Genomic DNA, 15,466 nt, shown 5'->3' with positions numbered 1-15,466 from the left:
AAATGGTGTCAAGGCGCCTTACGCTTTTCTAGTTACCTCTTCGCAATTTCCTCAAGAAGAATTTTATTAACGAGTGGCGGGTTTGCCTGCCCTTTCGTCGCTTTCATAATTTGACCAACGAGGAAGCCTACTGCGCGCTCTTTCCCGTTTTTATAGTCTTCAATCGATTGTTCATTTGCATCTAATGTTTCAGTGACGATTGTTCGAAGCGTGCCTTCATCAGAAATTTGGACAAGCCCTTTTTCTTTGACGATGTCTGCTGCATTTCCGCCGTTATCAATCAATTCCTTGAACACTTTTTTCGCGATTTTAGATGAAATTGTACCATCTGTAATCAGCTTAATCATACTTGCAAGTCCTTCAGGCGTTAATGCCGTAGCATCAAGTTCTTTTGCCTCTGCATTTAGATAAGCTGAAACTTCACCCATAAGCCAGTTAGATGCAAGCTTCGCATCCGCTCCCGCCGAAACAGTTGCTTCGAAGAAATCAGACATATCTTTTGTCAGTGTCAATACCATCGCATCGTAAGCAGGTAAGTCAAGGTCGTTGATATAACGGTCCTTACGAGCGTCCGGAAGTTCTGGGATTTCAGCACGAACACGTGCCATCCATGCCTCATCGATATGAATATCTGTCAAATCAGGTTCAGGAATAAAGCGATAATCATTCGCTGGACCTTTGACGCGCATAAGAATTGTTTTACCTGTTGCTTCATCGTAACGGCGTGTTTGCTGTTCGATTTTACCACCGGATAATAAAACTTCTTCTTGACGATCCACTTCATATGCGATTCCTCTACGAACGAAGTTGAATGAGTTCAAGTTTTTCAATTCCGTTTTCGTTCCAAATTCCTCTTGTCCAAACGGACGGATAGAAATGTTGGCGTCACAACGGAGTGATCCTTCTTCCATACGGACATCGGAAACACCTGTGTATTGAATGATAGCTTTCAATTTTTCAAGGAAAGCATACGCTTCTTCAGGAGACCGTACATCAGCTTCAGTTACAATTTCAATTAATGGTACACCTTGCCTGTTTAAGTCAACAAGCGAGTGACCTTCATCGGTATGTGTTAATTTCCCTGCATCTTCTTCAAGGTGAACGCGTTCAATACGAATCTTTTTCTTTTTACCATCAACTTCGATTTCTACCCAACCGTTTGCACCAATTGGACGGTCATCTTGAGAGATTTGGTAAGCTTTCGGATTATCGGGATAGAAGTAATGCTTACGGTCGAAATTAGTAATAGGCGCAATTTCACAGTTAAGTGCCATTGCAGCTTTCATACCGAAATCAACTGCTTGTTCGTTCATCACCGGTAATACACCTGGATAAGCCAAGTCAATCACATGAATGTTCATGTTTGGTTCCGCACCAAAATGTGCATGAGCTGGGGACATGATTTTCGAATTTGTTTTAAGTTCTACGTGGACTTCAAGTCCTACTACTGTTTCAAAGTTCATTATTATTTCCCCTCCCATATGACTGGAGTTTGTGTATGGAAATCAGTCGCTTGTTCGTAAGCATGTGCAACTTTGTAGAGTGTCGCTTCATCGTAATGTTTCCCGATAATTTGAAGACCAAGTGGAAGTCCATTCGAAAATCCGCATGGAACCGAAATTGCCGGTACACCCGCAAGGTTAATCGGAACTGTTAAAATGTCGTTTGCATACAGCGTCAACGGATCTTCTAGTTTTTCACCAATTTTATAAGCCGTTGTCGCAGATGAAGGTCCGATGATTACATCGTATTTTTCGAAAAGAGTAGCAAAGTCTTGTGCAATGAGTGTACGTACTTTTTGCGATTTCACATATAAACCACCGTGTTGAGCTGCACCTAATGAATACATACCGAATAAAATACGTTTTTTCACTTCATTGCCAAAAGCTTCAGAACGTGTACGCGCGTATAATTCTTCAAGATCCTTGACGCCTTCAGCACGATAACCGTAACGAATCCCGTCAAAACGAGCAAGATTCGATGATGCTTCAGAAGATGATATGACATAGTAGACTTCAGATGCATACTTCGAATGTGGAAGTGAAACTTCTTCCCACTCGGCACCAAGTGATTCGAGTACTTTGAGCGCTTCCAATACTGCATTTTTCGCTTCTTCAGATACACCTTCACCTAAATACTCGGCTGGAACGCCGATTTTTAAGCCTTTGATGTCGCCGGTTAGTGCAGCACGGAAATCAGGAACAGCCTGCGGAGATGTAGATGAATCTTTTGCATCTAAGCCTGCAATTGCACTTAGTAGCAATGCATTGTCTTCAACGTTGCGCGTAATCGGACCAATTTGGTCTAGTGATGATGCGAAAGCAACAAGACCTGAACGAGACACGCGACCGTATGTTGGCTTCATGCCGACAACGCCACAGAATGCAGCGGGTTGACGGACAGAGCCGCCTGTATCTGAACCAAGTGCGAATGCTACTTCGCCGGCTGCAACTGCCGCCGCCGAACCGCCTGATGAACCTCCGGGAACGTAATCAAGATTCCATGGATTATGTGTCGTTTGGAATGCAGATCTTTCTGTCGTCGATCCCATCGCAAATTCATCCATATTCAGTTTCCCGATTGTTACCATTCCTGCTTCATTGATTTTATCAACCACTGTCGCATCGTAAACTGGTACGAAGCCTTCAAGCATCTTACTAGCAGCAGTTGTAACAATGCCTTTTGTAACGATATTATCTTTCAGACCGATCGGTAACCCGAATAGAGGTCCCCGTCCTTCTAATGGCTGGTTGTCCAATTCTTCCGCTTTAGCGAGTGCCTGTTCGCCATTTGTTGAGAGGAAAGCTTGTACTTTTCCATCCATCTTTTCAATACGGGCTAGTGACTCCTCCGTCAGTTCTTTGACAGATACTTCCCGATTATGTAATAGCGACTGAAGTTCTGTTGCCGTCTTTTCAAATAACGTCATTTTTCTTCCTCCTTAAATCCATTCATCAAATGATAGTCGGCACTTTGATTTGTCCGTCTTCATGCTCTTTCACGCTCTTCAGCATCTCTTCCCTGTCAAGTGCGTCTGTCGGAATATCCTTACGTAATACATTGAAAAGCGGTAGTGGATGTGTCATTGGAGCAATCTGCTCAGTGTCCACTTCTTCTAGTTTAATGGAAAATCCAATCATGTCTTCGAGTTGCTCAGCAAACATTTCTGCCTCAGCGTCTGTCATAGCAATCCTTGCAAGACCTGCGTGACGTTTCACTTCATCTATCGTCAATTGTGTCATTGTTTCTCCTCCTCCTCTTTGAATTGTACGGTTAATCATATCATCTTCCTATTATGATGAAAAGTTATGTTGATCAATAGCCGTAAATATGAACGAATGGCTTATCATTATCTGCCTCTTTCACGATTAATGCTTCCGGTCCATTGACGGACGTTATACTTACTTCTGTATGCACATTCGGGAAATGTTGATTAACGAGTGACGTCATATATTGCGTGAAACCGATCGTTTCACTTGTACCAAAGAATTGGATTGGTACTTTTATTTCAAGCGACTTTAAGTTGTTGTCTTTATAAAATCCGGTGCCTATGACGTTGACGAAACTCGGGAAATACGCATCGATATCCTGTTTAAAGCTATCAAATGTAGTATTCATTTCCCTATATTCGCCATTCGCAGAAGACGCTGGGAAAACAACATACTTCTCGTTAACTACTTTCCAACCTGTCGGTGCCGATTGCCCTTTTCCAGCGATGGCTGTTGCAAAATAAGTGCCCGGGACAATGGAGTTGCGGCTCTCTTGCTTAAACAGTCCGACAACAATCGGGATATCTGATAGCCCTTCCTGTGTACGCAGCCGCTTTACAACTTCTTCAGCCATTTTCATACCTTGCTTCTCAAGTACCTTATCCGTTATTTTGGTCTCTTTTCCACTTCTCGAATAGCTGGTTGAATTAAGTGCTAGACCGACGGAAATCCCGGCAAGATGGAGTTTCTTGTCATCCGTCATTACGAGGTAGTTCTGTTCGACGATATGGGCCAGATAATTCGGCGCCACTTCCGAGGCTGTCTCTTCGCTCATGCCTTCCTCGATGGGTGGATTCAAACCAGCTTTATTCGCTGAACTTCTTGACAGCCAGGCCTGGGCAGTCTCCTTGTCGATATGTTGCCCTTCCTGAAAGTAATGGTTTTTCGGATTAAAATGCTGATTGGAAAGACGTAAGAGCCCTTCCTCTGCTTCCTGCATATCGTATTTTGTATAGATATTGTTTACGATTAGACCACGACTCGCACTTTTCTTGAAAGAGATAGGTGTCTTGTAAAACTCTTCTTTTAATTGGACATCCGGTATCATGACAGTCTCTTCAATGCTTTCGTCGTTCTCCTGGACGGCTTCCTCTTTCTCCGTTCCGAATGAAGGAAGACACCCTCCAAGTAGAAGAATGGCTGCAAGTCCAGGTAGTATACCTATTTTTCTCATCATATAATTACTCCTTTTCGCCAAGTGCTTCAATCAACTCAGCTTCATTCCACACAGTAATTTCAAGCTCCTCGGCTTTTGCCAATTTCGAGCCGGCGTCTTCCCCTGCAATCACAAGATCTGTCTTTTTACTCACGCTACCACTCACTTTTCCGCCGAATGCTTCGATTTTCTCTTTCGCTTCGCCACGGGTCAAAATGGATAGTTTCCCTGTTAGGACAACAGTCTTGCCAGAAAATAGGCCGTCTGTCGGTACATCTTGCCGCCTGCGTCCTTTATAGGCTGTATTCAATCCGTAAGCCTCCAGCTTTCGAAGCACTTCAAGAACTTTTTCATTGCTAAAATAGGTCGTAATTGAATCGGCTACCTTGTTCCCGATTTCGTGGATGGTTACAAGCCGCTCTGCATCGGCTACCATTAGATCAGCAAGTGTTCCGAACTCCTCCGCAAGTATTGCTGCCGCTTTTTCACCTACATGGCGGATACCTAGTCCAAAGAGCATTTTTTCAAGTGAATTTTCTTTTGATGCTTCAATTGCAGTTAGTAGATTCGAGACGGATTTTTCACCCATCCGTTCGAGTTCAATTAATTGCTCTCTTGTCAGCGTATATAGATCCGAGACGTCGTGGACAAGATCTGCCTTGTACAAAAGGTCAACTACCCGTTCACCAATTCCTTCGATATTCATTGCATTGCGGGACACGAAGTGAATAATGGCTTCTTTCATCTGTGCTGGACATTGTGGATTAACACAACGTATCGCAACTTCTTCCTCGATTCGAACGAGTTCTGAATCACAGACAGGACAGTTCGTTGGCATTTCAAAAGGTACTTCATCGCCAGTGCGTTTTTCCACAATTGCAGCGACTACCTCCGGAATAATATCTCCTGCTTTTCGGATAATAACTGTGTCGCCGATTCGAACGTCTTTTTCTTTAATGAGATCCTCATTATGCAACGATGCGCGTCCTACAGTCGATCCCGCGACAAGAACTGGTTGAAGTATAGCTGTTGGAGTCACTACACCTGTTCTGCCAACACTAAGCTCTATATCTAGCAACGTTGTGACGACTTCCTCAGCGGGAAACTTGTAAGCAGTCGCCCATTTCGGACTTTTCGCCGTAAATCCAAGCTGTTCCTGATCCTCAAAGTTATCGACTTTTACAACAATCCCGTCGATTTCATAGTCAAGAGCGGAACGGCTTTCCCCCCACTCCCCAACATAGTCAATCACTTCTTCAATTGTGGCGCATCGCTTGCGTTCTTTGTTCGTTTCAAAGCCAAGCGCAGCAAGGTAATCTAGTGAGTCTGAATGACTATCTTGTCCGAATAAACTTCCATCGCCACCGATTCCATAAACGAATATCGCCAAATTTCGGCTCGCCGCTATTTTTGGATCGAGTTGGCGAAGTGAGCCTGCCGCCGCGTTACGTGGATTGGCGAACGGCTCATCGCCGGCTTCGTCGCGCATTACATTCAATTTCACGAACGATTGCTTCGGCATATAAGCCTCGCCGCGAACTTCAATCGCAACAGATTCTTTCAGTCGAAGTGGGATTGTCCGGATTGTTTTTAAACTTGCCGTTATATCTTCCCCGACCGTACCATCTCCACGAGTTGAGCCCTGTACAAACTTTCCGTCGACATATCTGAGCGAAATAGCAAGCCCATCTATTTTTAGTTCACAAATATACGAAACATCGTGTCCTGCTGCCGCCTTAACACGCCTGTCAAATTCTCTCAAATCTTCTTCATTGAATGCATTCGATAGACTAAGCATCGGAAACTCGTGAACGACTTTTCCAAATCCCTTCAGTATCTCTCCACCTACACGCTGTGAGGGGGAGTCCGGATAAATGAGGTCAGGATTTTCCGCTTCAATCGACAACAGTTCCTGCATATATTGGTCATAGATTGCGTCGGAAGTAAGCGGTTTATCAAGCGAATAATAAGCATGACCATACTGATGAAGCAGGTTATTCAATTCTTCCACCCGTTTTTCGAGTTCAAGTCGATCCATCGATTTTTTCTCTCCTTCAGCCATCATGCTTTTTCAATTGGTGCAAATTTTGCTAAGAGACGTTTGACTCCGACTGGATTTGGAAATGCGATGTCCAGTTCTACTTCTTCGCCTGTCCCTTTTACGCTGACAATCATGCCGGTTCCCCACTTTTTGTGAACCGCTTTGTCGCCAGGGCTCCATCCCATTTTGTCTCCACCACTGGTATTATATACAGGCTTTTTAACAGCAGATCGCACAGGTGCTTCATTACGTGCTTTGGATCCGCCTCCAATGGAGAATCCGGAATCTCTTGAAACAATTTCCGTAATGTCATCCGAAATTTCTGCAATGAAACGTGAAGGGCTATTATAGCTCGCACGTCCATAAAGCGTGCGGTACGATGCGGAAGTTAGATAGAGTTTTTGCTCTGCACGCGTGATTCCCACATACGCAAGACGCCTTTCTTCTTCCATCTCCTCGTCATCTCCCATTGAACGGGAGTGCGGAAAGACGTTTTCTTCCATTCCGATGATGAAGACAACAGGAAATTCAAGACCTTTGGCGGCGTGCATCGTCATAAGGACAATTTTCTCTGTAGATTTGTTCTCTTCTTTATCAAGTGAATCAATATCTGCGATGAGCGCAAGATCTGTCAGGAAGGCGACTAATGATTTGTCACCTGTATCTTCTTCTGCACGTTTTTCAAAAGCTTCCGTTACAGATAAAAACTCTTCGATATTTTCCAGACGACTTTCTGACTCAATTGTTTTTTCACGATGAAGCATTTCGCGGTAACCCGATTTATCAAGTATTTGCTCAACAAGTTCAGTCACCGATAAGTATTCCTGCATTCGAGTAAATCCTGCGATCAGCTCACGGAACTTGGCAACTTCATTTGCAGCTCTTGACGTAATGCCCATAAAGTCAACTTCTTGTAATGCGTCAAAAATGGAGCGGTCATGTTCAATTGCAAAGCGCGCCATTTTATCGAATGAAGTAGCACCAATACTGCGCTTTGGTTCATTAATAATCCGGGCCAGTGCAAGATCATCGTCATTGTTGGATACGAGTTTTAAATATGCAAGCAAGTCTTTAATCTCTTTCCGTTCATAAAACTTCGTGCCACCAACAATTGTGTAATCGAGATTGGATTTCACAAGATATTCCTCGATAACGCGCGACTGAGCATTTGTACGATACAAAACTGCAAATTGGTCGAGTTTTAGTTTCTCCTGCTCTTGCAATTCAATAACTTTACCTACGACAAACTGCGATTCATCTTTTTCATCGCTTGCTTTGTAGACATAAATTGAATCGCCTTCTTCATTATCTGTGCGTAGCTTTTTATCATAGCGGCTCTTGTTATTTGTTATGACGTCGTTCGCTGCCTGTAAGATGCGTTGTGTCGAACGATAGTTTTGTTCAAGCATAATCATTTCGGCATTTTTATAGTCTTTTTCAAAGGACAGAATATTGCCGATGTCCGCACCGCGCCATCTATAGATAGATTGGTCAGAGTCTCCAACAACACATAAGTTTTTAAATTTAGCCGCCAGCATATTAACAAGCCTATACTGTGCGTTATTTGTATCCTGGTATTCATCCACATGAATGTATTGGAATTTGTTTTGATAAAATTCAAGGACATCTGGTACACGTTCGAATAAGACCAACGTCATCATGATTAAATCGTCAAAATCAAATGATTGGTTTTTACGCAACCGCTTTGCATAGCCATCATAGACGTCTGCAATCGTTTTTTCATAGGGGTTATGAGGGTTGATTTGTGCGCGGTACATTTCTGCATCAATACACTCGTTTTTCGCTGAGCTAATAGCATTCAGCATTGAACGTGGTTCGTATTGTTTCGCATCAAGGTTCAACGTTTTCAAAACGCTTTTAATGACCGACAATTGATCGGCTGAATCGAGAATCGAAAATGATGTTGAAATACCGATTCGATCAACGTTACGTCGCAGTATTCGGACACACATTGAGTGGAATGTCGAAACCCACATCCGCTCGCCTGTGCCAGCACCAAGCAGTCCATCAATACGGTCACGCATTTCACGTGCCGCTTTGTTAGTGAATGTAATCGCGAGAATATTGGAAGGATAAATGTTTTTCTCAACGACGAGATAGGCAATCCGATGTGTTAGGACACGTGTTTTACCAGAGCCAGCACCCGCCATAATAAGCAGTGCACCTTCTGTTTTCTTCACTGCGCGAGCTTGTTCTGGGTTCATACCTATAAGTAAGTCTTCTGCTATTTTATTCATCTATTATCGCCCTCTCGGAACATTTGTTCTTTTATTATACACTGATTTGGCCTTAACGGGAAACCGATTTCACCGCGTCTACTGTTCCCAATGCCGCCTTGAAATCTTCATAGATGACGTTACCAACGATAATTGTATCCGCAATTTCAGCCATCTTTTTAGCATCTTCACCATTCCTAATGCCGCCTCCATAAAATAGGCGAGTTTTTTCGAGCACGCGTGATGCTGCTTCTACTATTTTAGGATCACCATACATACCGCTGTACTCCAGATAAAAAATGGGTAATTTGAAAAGATGTTCTGCCATGCGAGCATAAGCGACGACATCCTCTTCGTTCGGAACTTCTGTCACTCCAGTCAATTTCGCCGCTTTACAATCGGGGTTCATAATGCAATACCCTTCCGGTTGAATTTCATCCCAGTCCATCATATGCCCATATTCACGAAGCGCGGAATGATGAAGTCCATTAATCCATTCGACTTTCGTTGAGTTAAGCACCGTTGGGATGAAATAATAATCAAAACCCGGTGTCACTGAGTCAACTGTCGATATCTCAAGTGCAACTGAAACGGAATACCTTCTAATTCGGACGAGCAAATCGAGTACGTTATCGAGCGTCACTCCATCTGTTCCACCAACAATAATTCCATCTGTTCCTGACTCTGCAAGCAGTTCCAATTGTTCGTCTGTCACTGTTTTTTCAGGATCTAATTTAAAGGCATGACGCCATGTAGTGAAATCCATGTTTGACCACCCAATCTTATAATGTACGTTTCTCTAGTATACCAAAAAAACCGGACAGATTCTTTCCCTGTCCGGTTCTAACTAAAAGCGTAAGGCACCTGAAGTGCTTATTTAGTCTCCGCTTCCTCTTCATTCACTTGCGGATAGAGGCGTCCAAGTACTTTTCCATACCCGCCAGAGCCGTAATCCACACAGCGTCGTACTCTTGAGATAGTTGCAGTACTGGCACCTGTCTCACCTTGTATCTTATCGTACGTCTTCTTCATCATAAGCATTTGCGCCACTTCCAAGCGTTGGGCGAGTGACTGCAATTCACTTATCGTGACGAGATCATCAAAGAATTCATAACATTCATCGAGGTCTTTTAATTCGAGCATTGCTTTAAATAGTTGGTCCGTCTGATGACCACGGATTTTGTCGATTTGCATATGTCTCCCTCTCTCTGAATGAATTTCTTAAGGGGTATATGTGACAGACGTTTCCATTCCAGGTTGAGTCGAAACGATGTGAATCCACGTTTTACCCGGAACAAGTTTCGCAGGAACACCATTTTCCATCGGTGTTAGGATTCCGTCAATATTTTCCCATTCGATTTCCTTTTCAATACCTGCATGGAACATCATACCTCTACCGCCCGATTCAATATCGACTGACTGTCTGCCGACGTTATCAATTGTACGATGGGCTGTTTCGAATATAAGTATATTAGACAGTTCCACTGGCTTTTCGTTGGATTTATCGACTGTTAGGATCCCTTTTACCATTCTATTGTACGTTCCTTTTTCGGCATCGTAGGAATACGTGCTTGTAAAGTCCGGGTCTGTGCCATAACGAACAACAAGCATCGATGCGATATCCCCTATTTTAGCACCTTCTATCGAATCTAGGAAAGAAAATGCCGGTATTACGGACAATTCTATCGACGAATTGGTTTTCTCCATACCTGCTAGCACATTATCTTTCGTTATATACGAATTATGCGGAGCTCTTCGTTCTTTGGAGCGATTGAAAAGCGTTCCATCATATTGCATACCGTTTATATTATCCACGAAACGATTTTGCAGCATTTGTTTGGCATCTGGGCTATATCCGTGCGCCACGTAAAATGCGTCAAGTCCTTTTGAGATTTGGACAAAGTAATCCCTCGCACTGCGGATAGGACCGATTTCTTCAGGTAGCTCACTTTGAAATAATGCCAAAAGCCTTGTAATGTTGCCTTCTGCTGCAAGTTCATAGACAATATCTGCATCACTAATGCCTGATTGTGGTCTTGCAAGCGGATGATTGTTAATCGTCATCAGAACTGCGCGACGGGTACTTTCCTCTTCTGATAGAACACCAGTGAACGGTTCTTTATACAAGGTTGGCCCCTGTACAGGTTCTTCTTCAACGATTACTTCTTCCTCTTCCTCTATCGGCTCGGGTACAACGTCCTCCGCCTTCTCTTCTTTTGAACACGCCGCTAACAGCAACATTAAGATAGCTATGTACAATAGCCACCCTCTCATTTTCTTCTCCATTTACGCCTCCTATCTTCCGGTTACCGGAACAATCATTTCTTTTTTCATAACATCGTACAGCCCCATCTGTGTGATGCGTATGTACGGTAAATGTGTTGATTGCAAGAAAAGCAACGTATAGACTGCATCGCCTTTCGTGTAACCACGATCTGCCAGTGCCTTTTTCAATTCTATCTCCTGCTCAATCAATTTTTGAACCGGTTCTGCCGATAAACCGCCACCGATTGCCAGTGGAAGAGTCGCGACGATACCACCGTTTTCCGAGAGCACCATACCGCCACCGATTCGTTTAATTTCCTTAAAGGCATTGTGCATTTCTTTTTTATCTTTGCCGATTAAGATAATATCCCCTGTATTCGAATACGAAGACGCAAAGCCTTGAATTTCTGTTGCGAACCCTTTAATAATTGTATTGACATGCCATTTTCCATTTCTATCGAGAAGCATAAGGAAACTTTCATCGTGATCTTCCGCAAGTTTATCGACCTTTGTGTCAATCGTCACATTATACGGTTTTGTAATGACATCGTTAAGCATTTCGATACCAACCGGATTGTCAAATATGAAATCCGATTCATCAAGTTCGAAATTCGGTGCGAACGCTTCAACAAACGACCAATCAATGGTTGGGAAAGGTTCCGTCGATTCATTTTCACGTTTCAACCATTTTCCTTTGGATAAAACATCCGTCGGCACTGGATTGTACTCATCCTCCAGAATATTTAGCGTTGCAAAACGACCTGTCGCAATGAATCCGTGTAAATCGGTCATATCATAATAGCGCGCAACGTTATAAGATGCCATCTGGTATGCATCAATTGGCGGAACCCCCGCTTCAAGCGCAGCACGGATACATTTATCCATTACGCCATCGAGGTGAAATGAAGGCGTCGATCCGTCCGTCGTCATCATCAAGTGATCAAACACATTTAATTCTTTGGCAACAATGTCTTTTAATAAATGTGGAAGATCCGGACGAATGGATGAATAGCGTAGGGTCACTCCATACCCGTGCAGTAGCCGTGCCTCTACCTCTTCTATCGTCATCGCTTCATGATCACCGTCTGTTCCAAGAAGACGCATCCGTGCCAACGTCCGCTCAGAGGCACCAGGGAAATGCCCTTCTATTTTCTTGCCCCCTATTTTTGCAGCATTTACAGAGGCGACCATATTGGGTTCCCCTGTCATGAGCCGTGGCCAACCCGTCAACTCTCCGCCCACCAATACTTCTGGACGTTCAATCCACTCTTTAATAGAAGCTAGATTAAACAATTCAGCCTCCTTCTGTAGAATCGTCTGTGAATCAAACCGTGCCCACCAGTAAAATGAAAACGGTAATTTATTTAACTCATCAAGCAGCCCAAACGATGTTTCGTTATCAAGAGACATGAATAATATAAGATTATCCGAAATGAATGTCGTTGTCCCAAGCCGCGATGCATAATCTGCAAACGTCCGCGGGTTGTACAATTGAAACGGATGAACATGCGGTTCAATATAACCAGGTACAATTTTCTTCCCTGTAGCATCGAAGATTTCGGCGCCTTCTGTCATTACCGGCATTTCCTTCCCGGCGTACACAATCCGATCGCCAGCAATCCAAATGATGCCTGTCACCCATTTTTTATAGATTGAATGTAAATATTCTGCATTAGTAATAATGAGGTCCGGCGCCTTCTTGCCGTCGATCATATGTAGTTGGTCTTTTATTTCTTTAGGCTCCCACATGATACACTCTCCCTTTAACTGAACTATTCATACTATTTATCGTAGCATAGCATTGAGGAAATAAATAGGGAGTTCAGTAGACATTTTTTGTTACTTCGGACAAACGAGGAGTTCATATTGAGGCGGGCGTTGTGAAGTTTACACTGAACGTTGTTAACTTTTGATATTCTGTTGTCTACTTTTGAGGTAACGTTGCGAACTTCTTGATACGTTGCATGCTTTCTCAACTTTGTTGTTTAGTTTACGTAGCGCGTTGTTTACTTTCAGAGATACGATGCGAACCTTTCCTCAGTAAAAGGGTTCCGACACCTTTTGACGAAATAGTATAGTATTACAATCGATTGGATTTGATAAAATGACCGACAAGATGCAGTTTGATAAAGAGATGGCCGCAGAATATGACAGAGGAGTGCGCCGAACGTTGCCTACCTACGATTCGATGTTCAAACTTGTACAGGCTTATCTTCGAGCAAACATAACACAACAAGAAAGTGTATTGATAATTGGAGCGGGTGGCGGCAATGAACTTGCTACGTTAGGACCAACTAATCCCGAGTGGACATTTACAGCAGTAGATCCTGCACCACCAATGCTTGATTTCGCGCGAATGAAAGCAATTGACTTGAAGATAGATGACCGCGTGGAATTCATCGAAGGAACTGTCAATGATGTAACAGACGAGAAACTGTTCGGGGCTGCAACCTGTATGCTCGTCCTCCATTTCATTGAAGATATCGATGAAAAAAAGATCCTACTGAAAAAGATCCGACATCATCTTTCGCCTGGTGCTCCATTCGTTATGGCATCCATGTACGGGAACCCGAGCGACCCCGCATTTAATGAGCTATTCGCTCTATGGAAAGCTTACTGGTTGGATTCAACAAATTTAACTGAAGCAGAGGTAAATGAAATGGAGAAAACAGTAAGGAAGCTTTCCTTTATTCCTGAAGAGGAGATTGTACTTTTGCTAAGGGAAGCTGGATTTGGTAACATCGCTAAGTTCTTCACGACGAATATGTTTGGTGGGTGGATTTGTAAGGCGGAGTAGATGGTCAATAAAAACTCCATTGAATCCGCTGTGGCGCTTGGGGATGCCTCCCACGATAAGCCTGATAGAAAATCACTATCAGTCTTATCGCTTCGGCTACCCCAGTAAGGCGCCTTCGCTGGAGAGTGGATAGGATCAATCTATTCTTTTTTTCTTGAACACAATAATTGTTAAAACAAAAATACCGATAATCCAAAGTGCAATGATGCCAAAATTCAACCAAACTCCGCCAAATCCAATTCCACTTTCAACCTTGACTGCAATGTCCGTAAGTTGTGCATTCGGCGTATAACCCATCGCTTTCAATATAGGGTATTTGTCTGCAAACATCGTAGCCATTGATCCAAATCCGAATACAAGCATAAAGGGCAGAATAATCACAGAAGCTTCCATAACTGATTTAGCAAGTAGGCCGAGAAGTGTCCCCAAACCGATGAAAAACAAACTGGTTAATAGGATTGCACTTGCTATGATGACTACATTATCCGATTTATAGCCGGACAGCATAGCCCCAATTATTATAATCATCATCGTCGCTATCAAGCTTAACAAACTTTTCCCACTGAGTATTTCCAATGTCGAAGCAGGTGACAACATTAACCCGCGCAGCGTATTCTTCTCTTTCTCTTCAGCTATTAAACAACACTGAACAAACGCCCCAACAATGACCATTGAGAAATTGATGATCATATAATGTGCAACAATCGAAATATCATCACTCATCTCGCCCAAAAAAAATGCTAGAACAAGCGGTATAGGCACCGTAACCGAAACAGATGAATTTCTTGAAATATCCTTGAAGTCTTTCTGAAAGATAGCATTTACGCGTTTCATTGAAAAAGTCATGATAATTTCCTCCCTGTCACTTCGACAAAAATATCGCCTAACGTCGGTTCATTTGAATGAATGGCGACCACTTGATTTGACGACATATAGTCGAACATCTTTTGGGCATCCTCAGCTGTACTCTTCAACACGACTTTTTCATTGTTTTTCAACTCTACAGTCATCATGGCATCTGAATAGCGCTTTCTTAACGCCCCTGGCTCATCCATTAGTCTGATCTGTCCTTTGTTTAGAAATGCGACTCGATTACAGAGCAATTCCGCTTCGTTCATATCATGAGTGGTAAGGAAAATTGTTGTCCCGCGGGCTTGCAATTCCCGTAGTCCTTCATGAATATGTTGCGAATTCATTGGATCCAGCGCAGACGTCGGTTCATCAAGAAATAGTAGCTCAGGTTCGTGTAAAAGTGTTCGGGCAAGTATCACACGCTGAAGCATCCCTTTCGACAACTTCGAAACAACTTTTTTCTTTTCTTCTGTTAGATTAACAAGCACTAACACCTCCGCAATTCGTTGTTCCGGTACTTCATACAGCACGCAATAAAGCTTCAAGTTATCGTAAATGGATAACCGACTATACAATCCACTGTTGTCCGTCAGTACTCCGATTTTCTTTCTCGATTCACCTTTTTTCATCCCTGAAACCGGTTCTCCAAAGACGGTCGCTTTTCCACTCGTCTGGTTTAATTGACCCGTCAATATTTTAATCGTTGTCGTTTTCCCCGAACCACTCGGACCGAGAAATCCAAAAATCTCTCCCTTTTTAACGTGGAAATTGACGTCTTCAAGTGCCGTCTGATTCGCGAACACTTTCTCCAACGATTGAACTTCGATGATGTTTTCCATTGTTCTCCCC

13 protein-coding genes are annotated in these 15,466 nt (G+C 43.2%); 1 reads left to right on the top strand and 12 read right to left on the bottom strand.

What is annotated here, in order from left to right; translation table 11 throughout:
• Positions 1-32 precede the first annotated feature (32 nt).
• The 10 genes from gatB to ACP8HG_RS19985 all read right to left on the bottom strand — a co-directional run bounded on the left by gatB (position 33) and on the right by ACP8HG_RS19985 (position 12,717).
• On the bottom strand, positions 33-1,463 hold the full coding sequence (gene gatB / locus ACP8HG_RS20030; RefSeq protein ID WP_067205631.1) for an Asp-tRNA(Asn)/Glu-tRNA(Gln) amidotransferase subunit GatB: 1,431 nt from the start codon (positions 1,461-1,463) through the stop codon (positions 33-35).
• A gap of 2 nt (positions 1,464-1,465) precedes the next feature.
• Positions 1,466-2,929, bottom strand: coding sequence for an Asp-tRNA(Asn)/Glu-tRNA(Gln) amidotransferase subunit GatA (gene gatA, locus ACP8HG_RS20025; RefSeq protein WP_067205626.1), 1,464 nt, complete (start codon positions 2,927-2,929; stop codon positions 1,466-1,468).
• 25 nt (positions 2,930-2,954) lie between these two features.
• Positions 2,955-3,242: an Asp-tRNA(Asn)/Glu-tRNA(Gln) amidotransferase subunit GatC gene (gene gatC / locus ACP8HG_RS20020; protein WP_067205624.1), complete on the bottom strand. Its 288-nt coding sequence runs from the start codon at positions 3,240-3,242 to the stop codon at positions 2,955-2,957.
• Positions 3,243-3,315: 73 nt separating this feature from the next.
• On the bottom strand, positions 3,316-4,446 hold the full coding sequence (locus ACP8HG_RS20015) for a CamS family sex pheromone protein (RefSeq protein ID WP_335339512.1): 1,131 nt from the start codon (positions 4,444-4,446) through the stop codon (positions 3,316-3,318).
• Positions 4,447-4,450: 4 nt separating this feature from the next.
• Entirely contained in the window at positions 4,451-6,463 is a 2,013-nt protein-coding gene (gene ligA, locus ACP8HG_RS20010; RefSeq protein WP_438297761.1) for an NAD-dependent DNA ligase LigA, read from the bottom strand.
• Positions 6,464-6,486: 23 nt separating this feature from the next.
• On the bottom strand, positions 6,487-8,724 hold the full coding sequence (gene pcrA, locus ACP8HG_RS20005) for a DNA helicase PcrA (protein WP_067205617.1): 2,238 nt from the start codon (positions 8,722-8,724) through the stop codon (positions 6,487-6,489).
• A gap of 52 nt (positions 8,725-8,776) precedes the next feature.
• Entirely contained in the window at positions 8,777-9,469 is a 693-nt protein-coding gene (locus ACP8HG_RS20000; RefSeq protein WP_067205615.1) for a heptaprenylglyceryl phosphate synthase, read from the bottom strand.
• A 107-nt stretch (positions 9,470-9,576) separates the two neighbouring features.
• The gene (locus tag ACP8HG_RS19995; RefSeq protein WP_067205613.1) at positions 9,577-9,897 is read right to left on the bottom strand and encodes a YerC/YecD family TrpR-related protein; all 321 of its coding nucleotides are present in this window, start codon (positions 9,895-9,897) and stop codon (positions 9,577-9,579) included.
• A gap of 27 nt (positions 9,898-9,924) precedes the next feature.
• On the bottom strand, positions 9,925-10,989 hold the full coding sequence (locus ACP8HG_RS19990) for a DUF3048 domain-containing protein (RefSeq protein ID WP_231885759.1): 1,065 nt from the start codon (positions 10,987-10,989) through the stop codon (positions 9,925-9,927).
• Positions 10,990-10,998: 9 nt separating this feature from the next.
• Positions 10,999-12,717 carry an adenine deaminase C-terminal domain-containing protein gene (locus ACP8HG_RS19985; RefSeq protein WP_438297760.1) on the bottom strand — a complete coding sequence of 573 codons (1,719 nt, stop codon included), beginning with the start codon at positions 12,715-12,717 and terminating at the stop codon, positions 10,999-11,001.
• A 355-nt stretch (positions 12,718-13,072) separates the two neighbouring features.
• On the opposite strand from ACP8HG_RS19985, the gene ACP8HG_RS19980 reads away from it, so the two are divergent.
• A complete protein-coding gene (locus ACP8HG_RS19980; RefSeq protein WP_438297758.1) occupies positions 13,073-13,765 on the top strand; it encodes a class I SAM-dependent methyltransferase in 693 nt (230 codons plus the stop codon).
• A 135-nt stretch (positions 13,766-13,900) separates the two neighbouring features.
• On the opposite strand, the gene ACP8HG_RS19975 is transcribed toward ACP8HG_RS19980, so the two are convergent.
• Both ACP8HG_RS19975 and ACP8HG_RS19970 read right to left on the bottom strand, forming a co-directional pair.
• Positions 13,901-14,611: an ABC transporter permease gene (locus ACP8HG_RS19975; RefSeq protein ID WP_338653650.1), complete on the bottom strand. Its 711-nt coding sequence runs from the start codon at positions 14,609-14,611 to the stop codon at positions 13,901-13,903.
• Positions 14,608-15,456: an ABC transporter ATP-binding protein gene (locus tag ACP8HG_RS19970; protein WP_338653652.1), complete on the bottom strand. Its 849-nt coding sequence runs from the start codon at positions 15,454-15,456 to the stop codon at positions 14,608-14,610. The genes ACP8HG_RS19975 and ACP8HG_RS19970 overlap by 4 nt, the downstream gene beginning before the upstream one ends.
• Positions 15,457-15,466: the final 10 nt, after the last annotated feature.

The sequence above is a fragment of the Sporosarcina sp. FA15 genome (assembly GCF_051550195.1).
Lineage (GTDB): Bacteria > Bacillota > Bacilli > Bacillales_A > Planococcaceae > Sporosarcina > Sporosarcina psychrophila.
This window is presented reverse-complemented; position numbering and strand designations above follow the sequence as displayed.

Excerpts from the sequence above, each read along its gene's own strand:
- gatC (WP_067205624.1), bottom strand. The coding sequence starts at position 3,242 with ATGACACAATTGACGATAGATGAAGTGAAACGTCACGCAGGTCTTGCA.
- ACP8HG_RS19995 (WP_067205613.1), bottom strand. The coding sequence starts at position 9,897 with ATGCAAATCGACAAAATCCGTGGTCATCAGACGGACCAACTATTTAAA.
- ACP8HG_RS20000 (WP_067205615.1), bottom strand. The coding sequence starts at position 9,469 with ATGGATTTCACTACATGGCGTCATGCCTTTAAATTAGATCCTGAAAAA.
- gatB (WP_067205631.1), bottom strand. The coding sequence starts at position 1,463 with ATGAACTTTGAAACAGTAGTAGGACTTGAAGTCCACGTAGAACTTAAA.
- ACP8HG_RS20015 (WP_335339512.1), bottom strand. The coding sequence starts at position 4,446 with ATGATGAGAAAAATAGGTATACTACCTGGACTTGCAGCCATTCTTCTA.
- ACP8HG_RS19970 (WP_338653652.1), bottom strand. The coding sequence starts at position 15,456 with ATGGAAAACATCATCGAAGTTCAATCGTTGGAGAAAGTGTTCGCGAAT.
- ACP8HG_RS19985 (WP_438297760.1), bottom strand. The coding sequence starts at position 12,717 with ATGTGGGAGCCTAAAGAAATAAAAGACCAACTACATATGATCGACGGC.
- gatA (WP_067205626.1), bottom strand. The coding sequence starts at position 2,929 with ATGACGTTATTTGAAAAGACGGCAACAGAACTTCAGTCGCTATTACAT.
- ligA (WP_438297761.1), bottom strand. The coding sequence starts at position 6,463 with ATGGATCGACTTGAACTCGAAAAACGGGTGGAAGAATTGAATAACCTG.
- ACP8HG_RS19975 (WP_338653650.1), bottom strand. The coding sequence starts at position 14,611 with ATGACTTTTTCAATGAAACGCGTAAATGCTATCTTTCAGAAAGACTTC.
- ACP8HG_RS19990 (WP_231885759.1), bottom strand. The coding sequence starts at position 10,989 with ATGGAGAAGAAAATGAGAGGGTGGCTATTGTACATAGCTATCTTAATG.
- pcrA (WP_067205617.1), bottom strand. The coding sequence starts at position 8,724 with ATGAATAAAATAGCAGAAGACTTACTTATAGGTATGAACCCAGAACAA.
- ACP8HG_RS19980 (WP_438297758.1), top strand. The coding sequence starts at position 13,073 with ATGACCGACAAGATGCAGTTTGATAAAGAGATGGCCGCAGAATATGAC.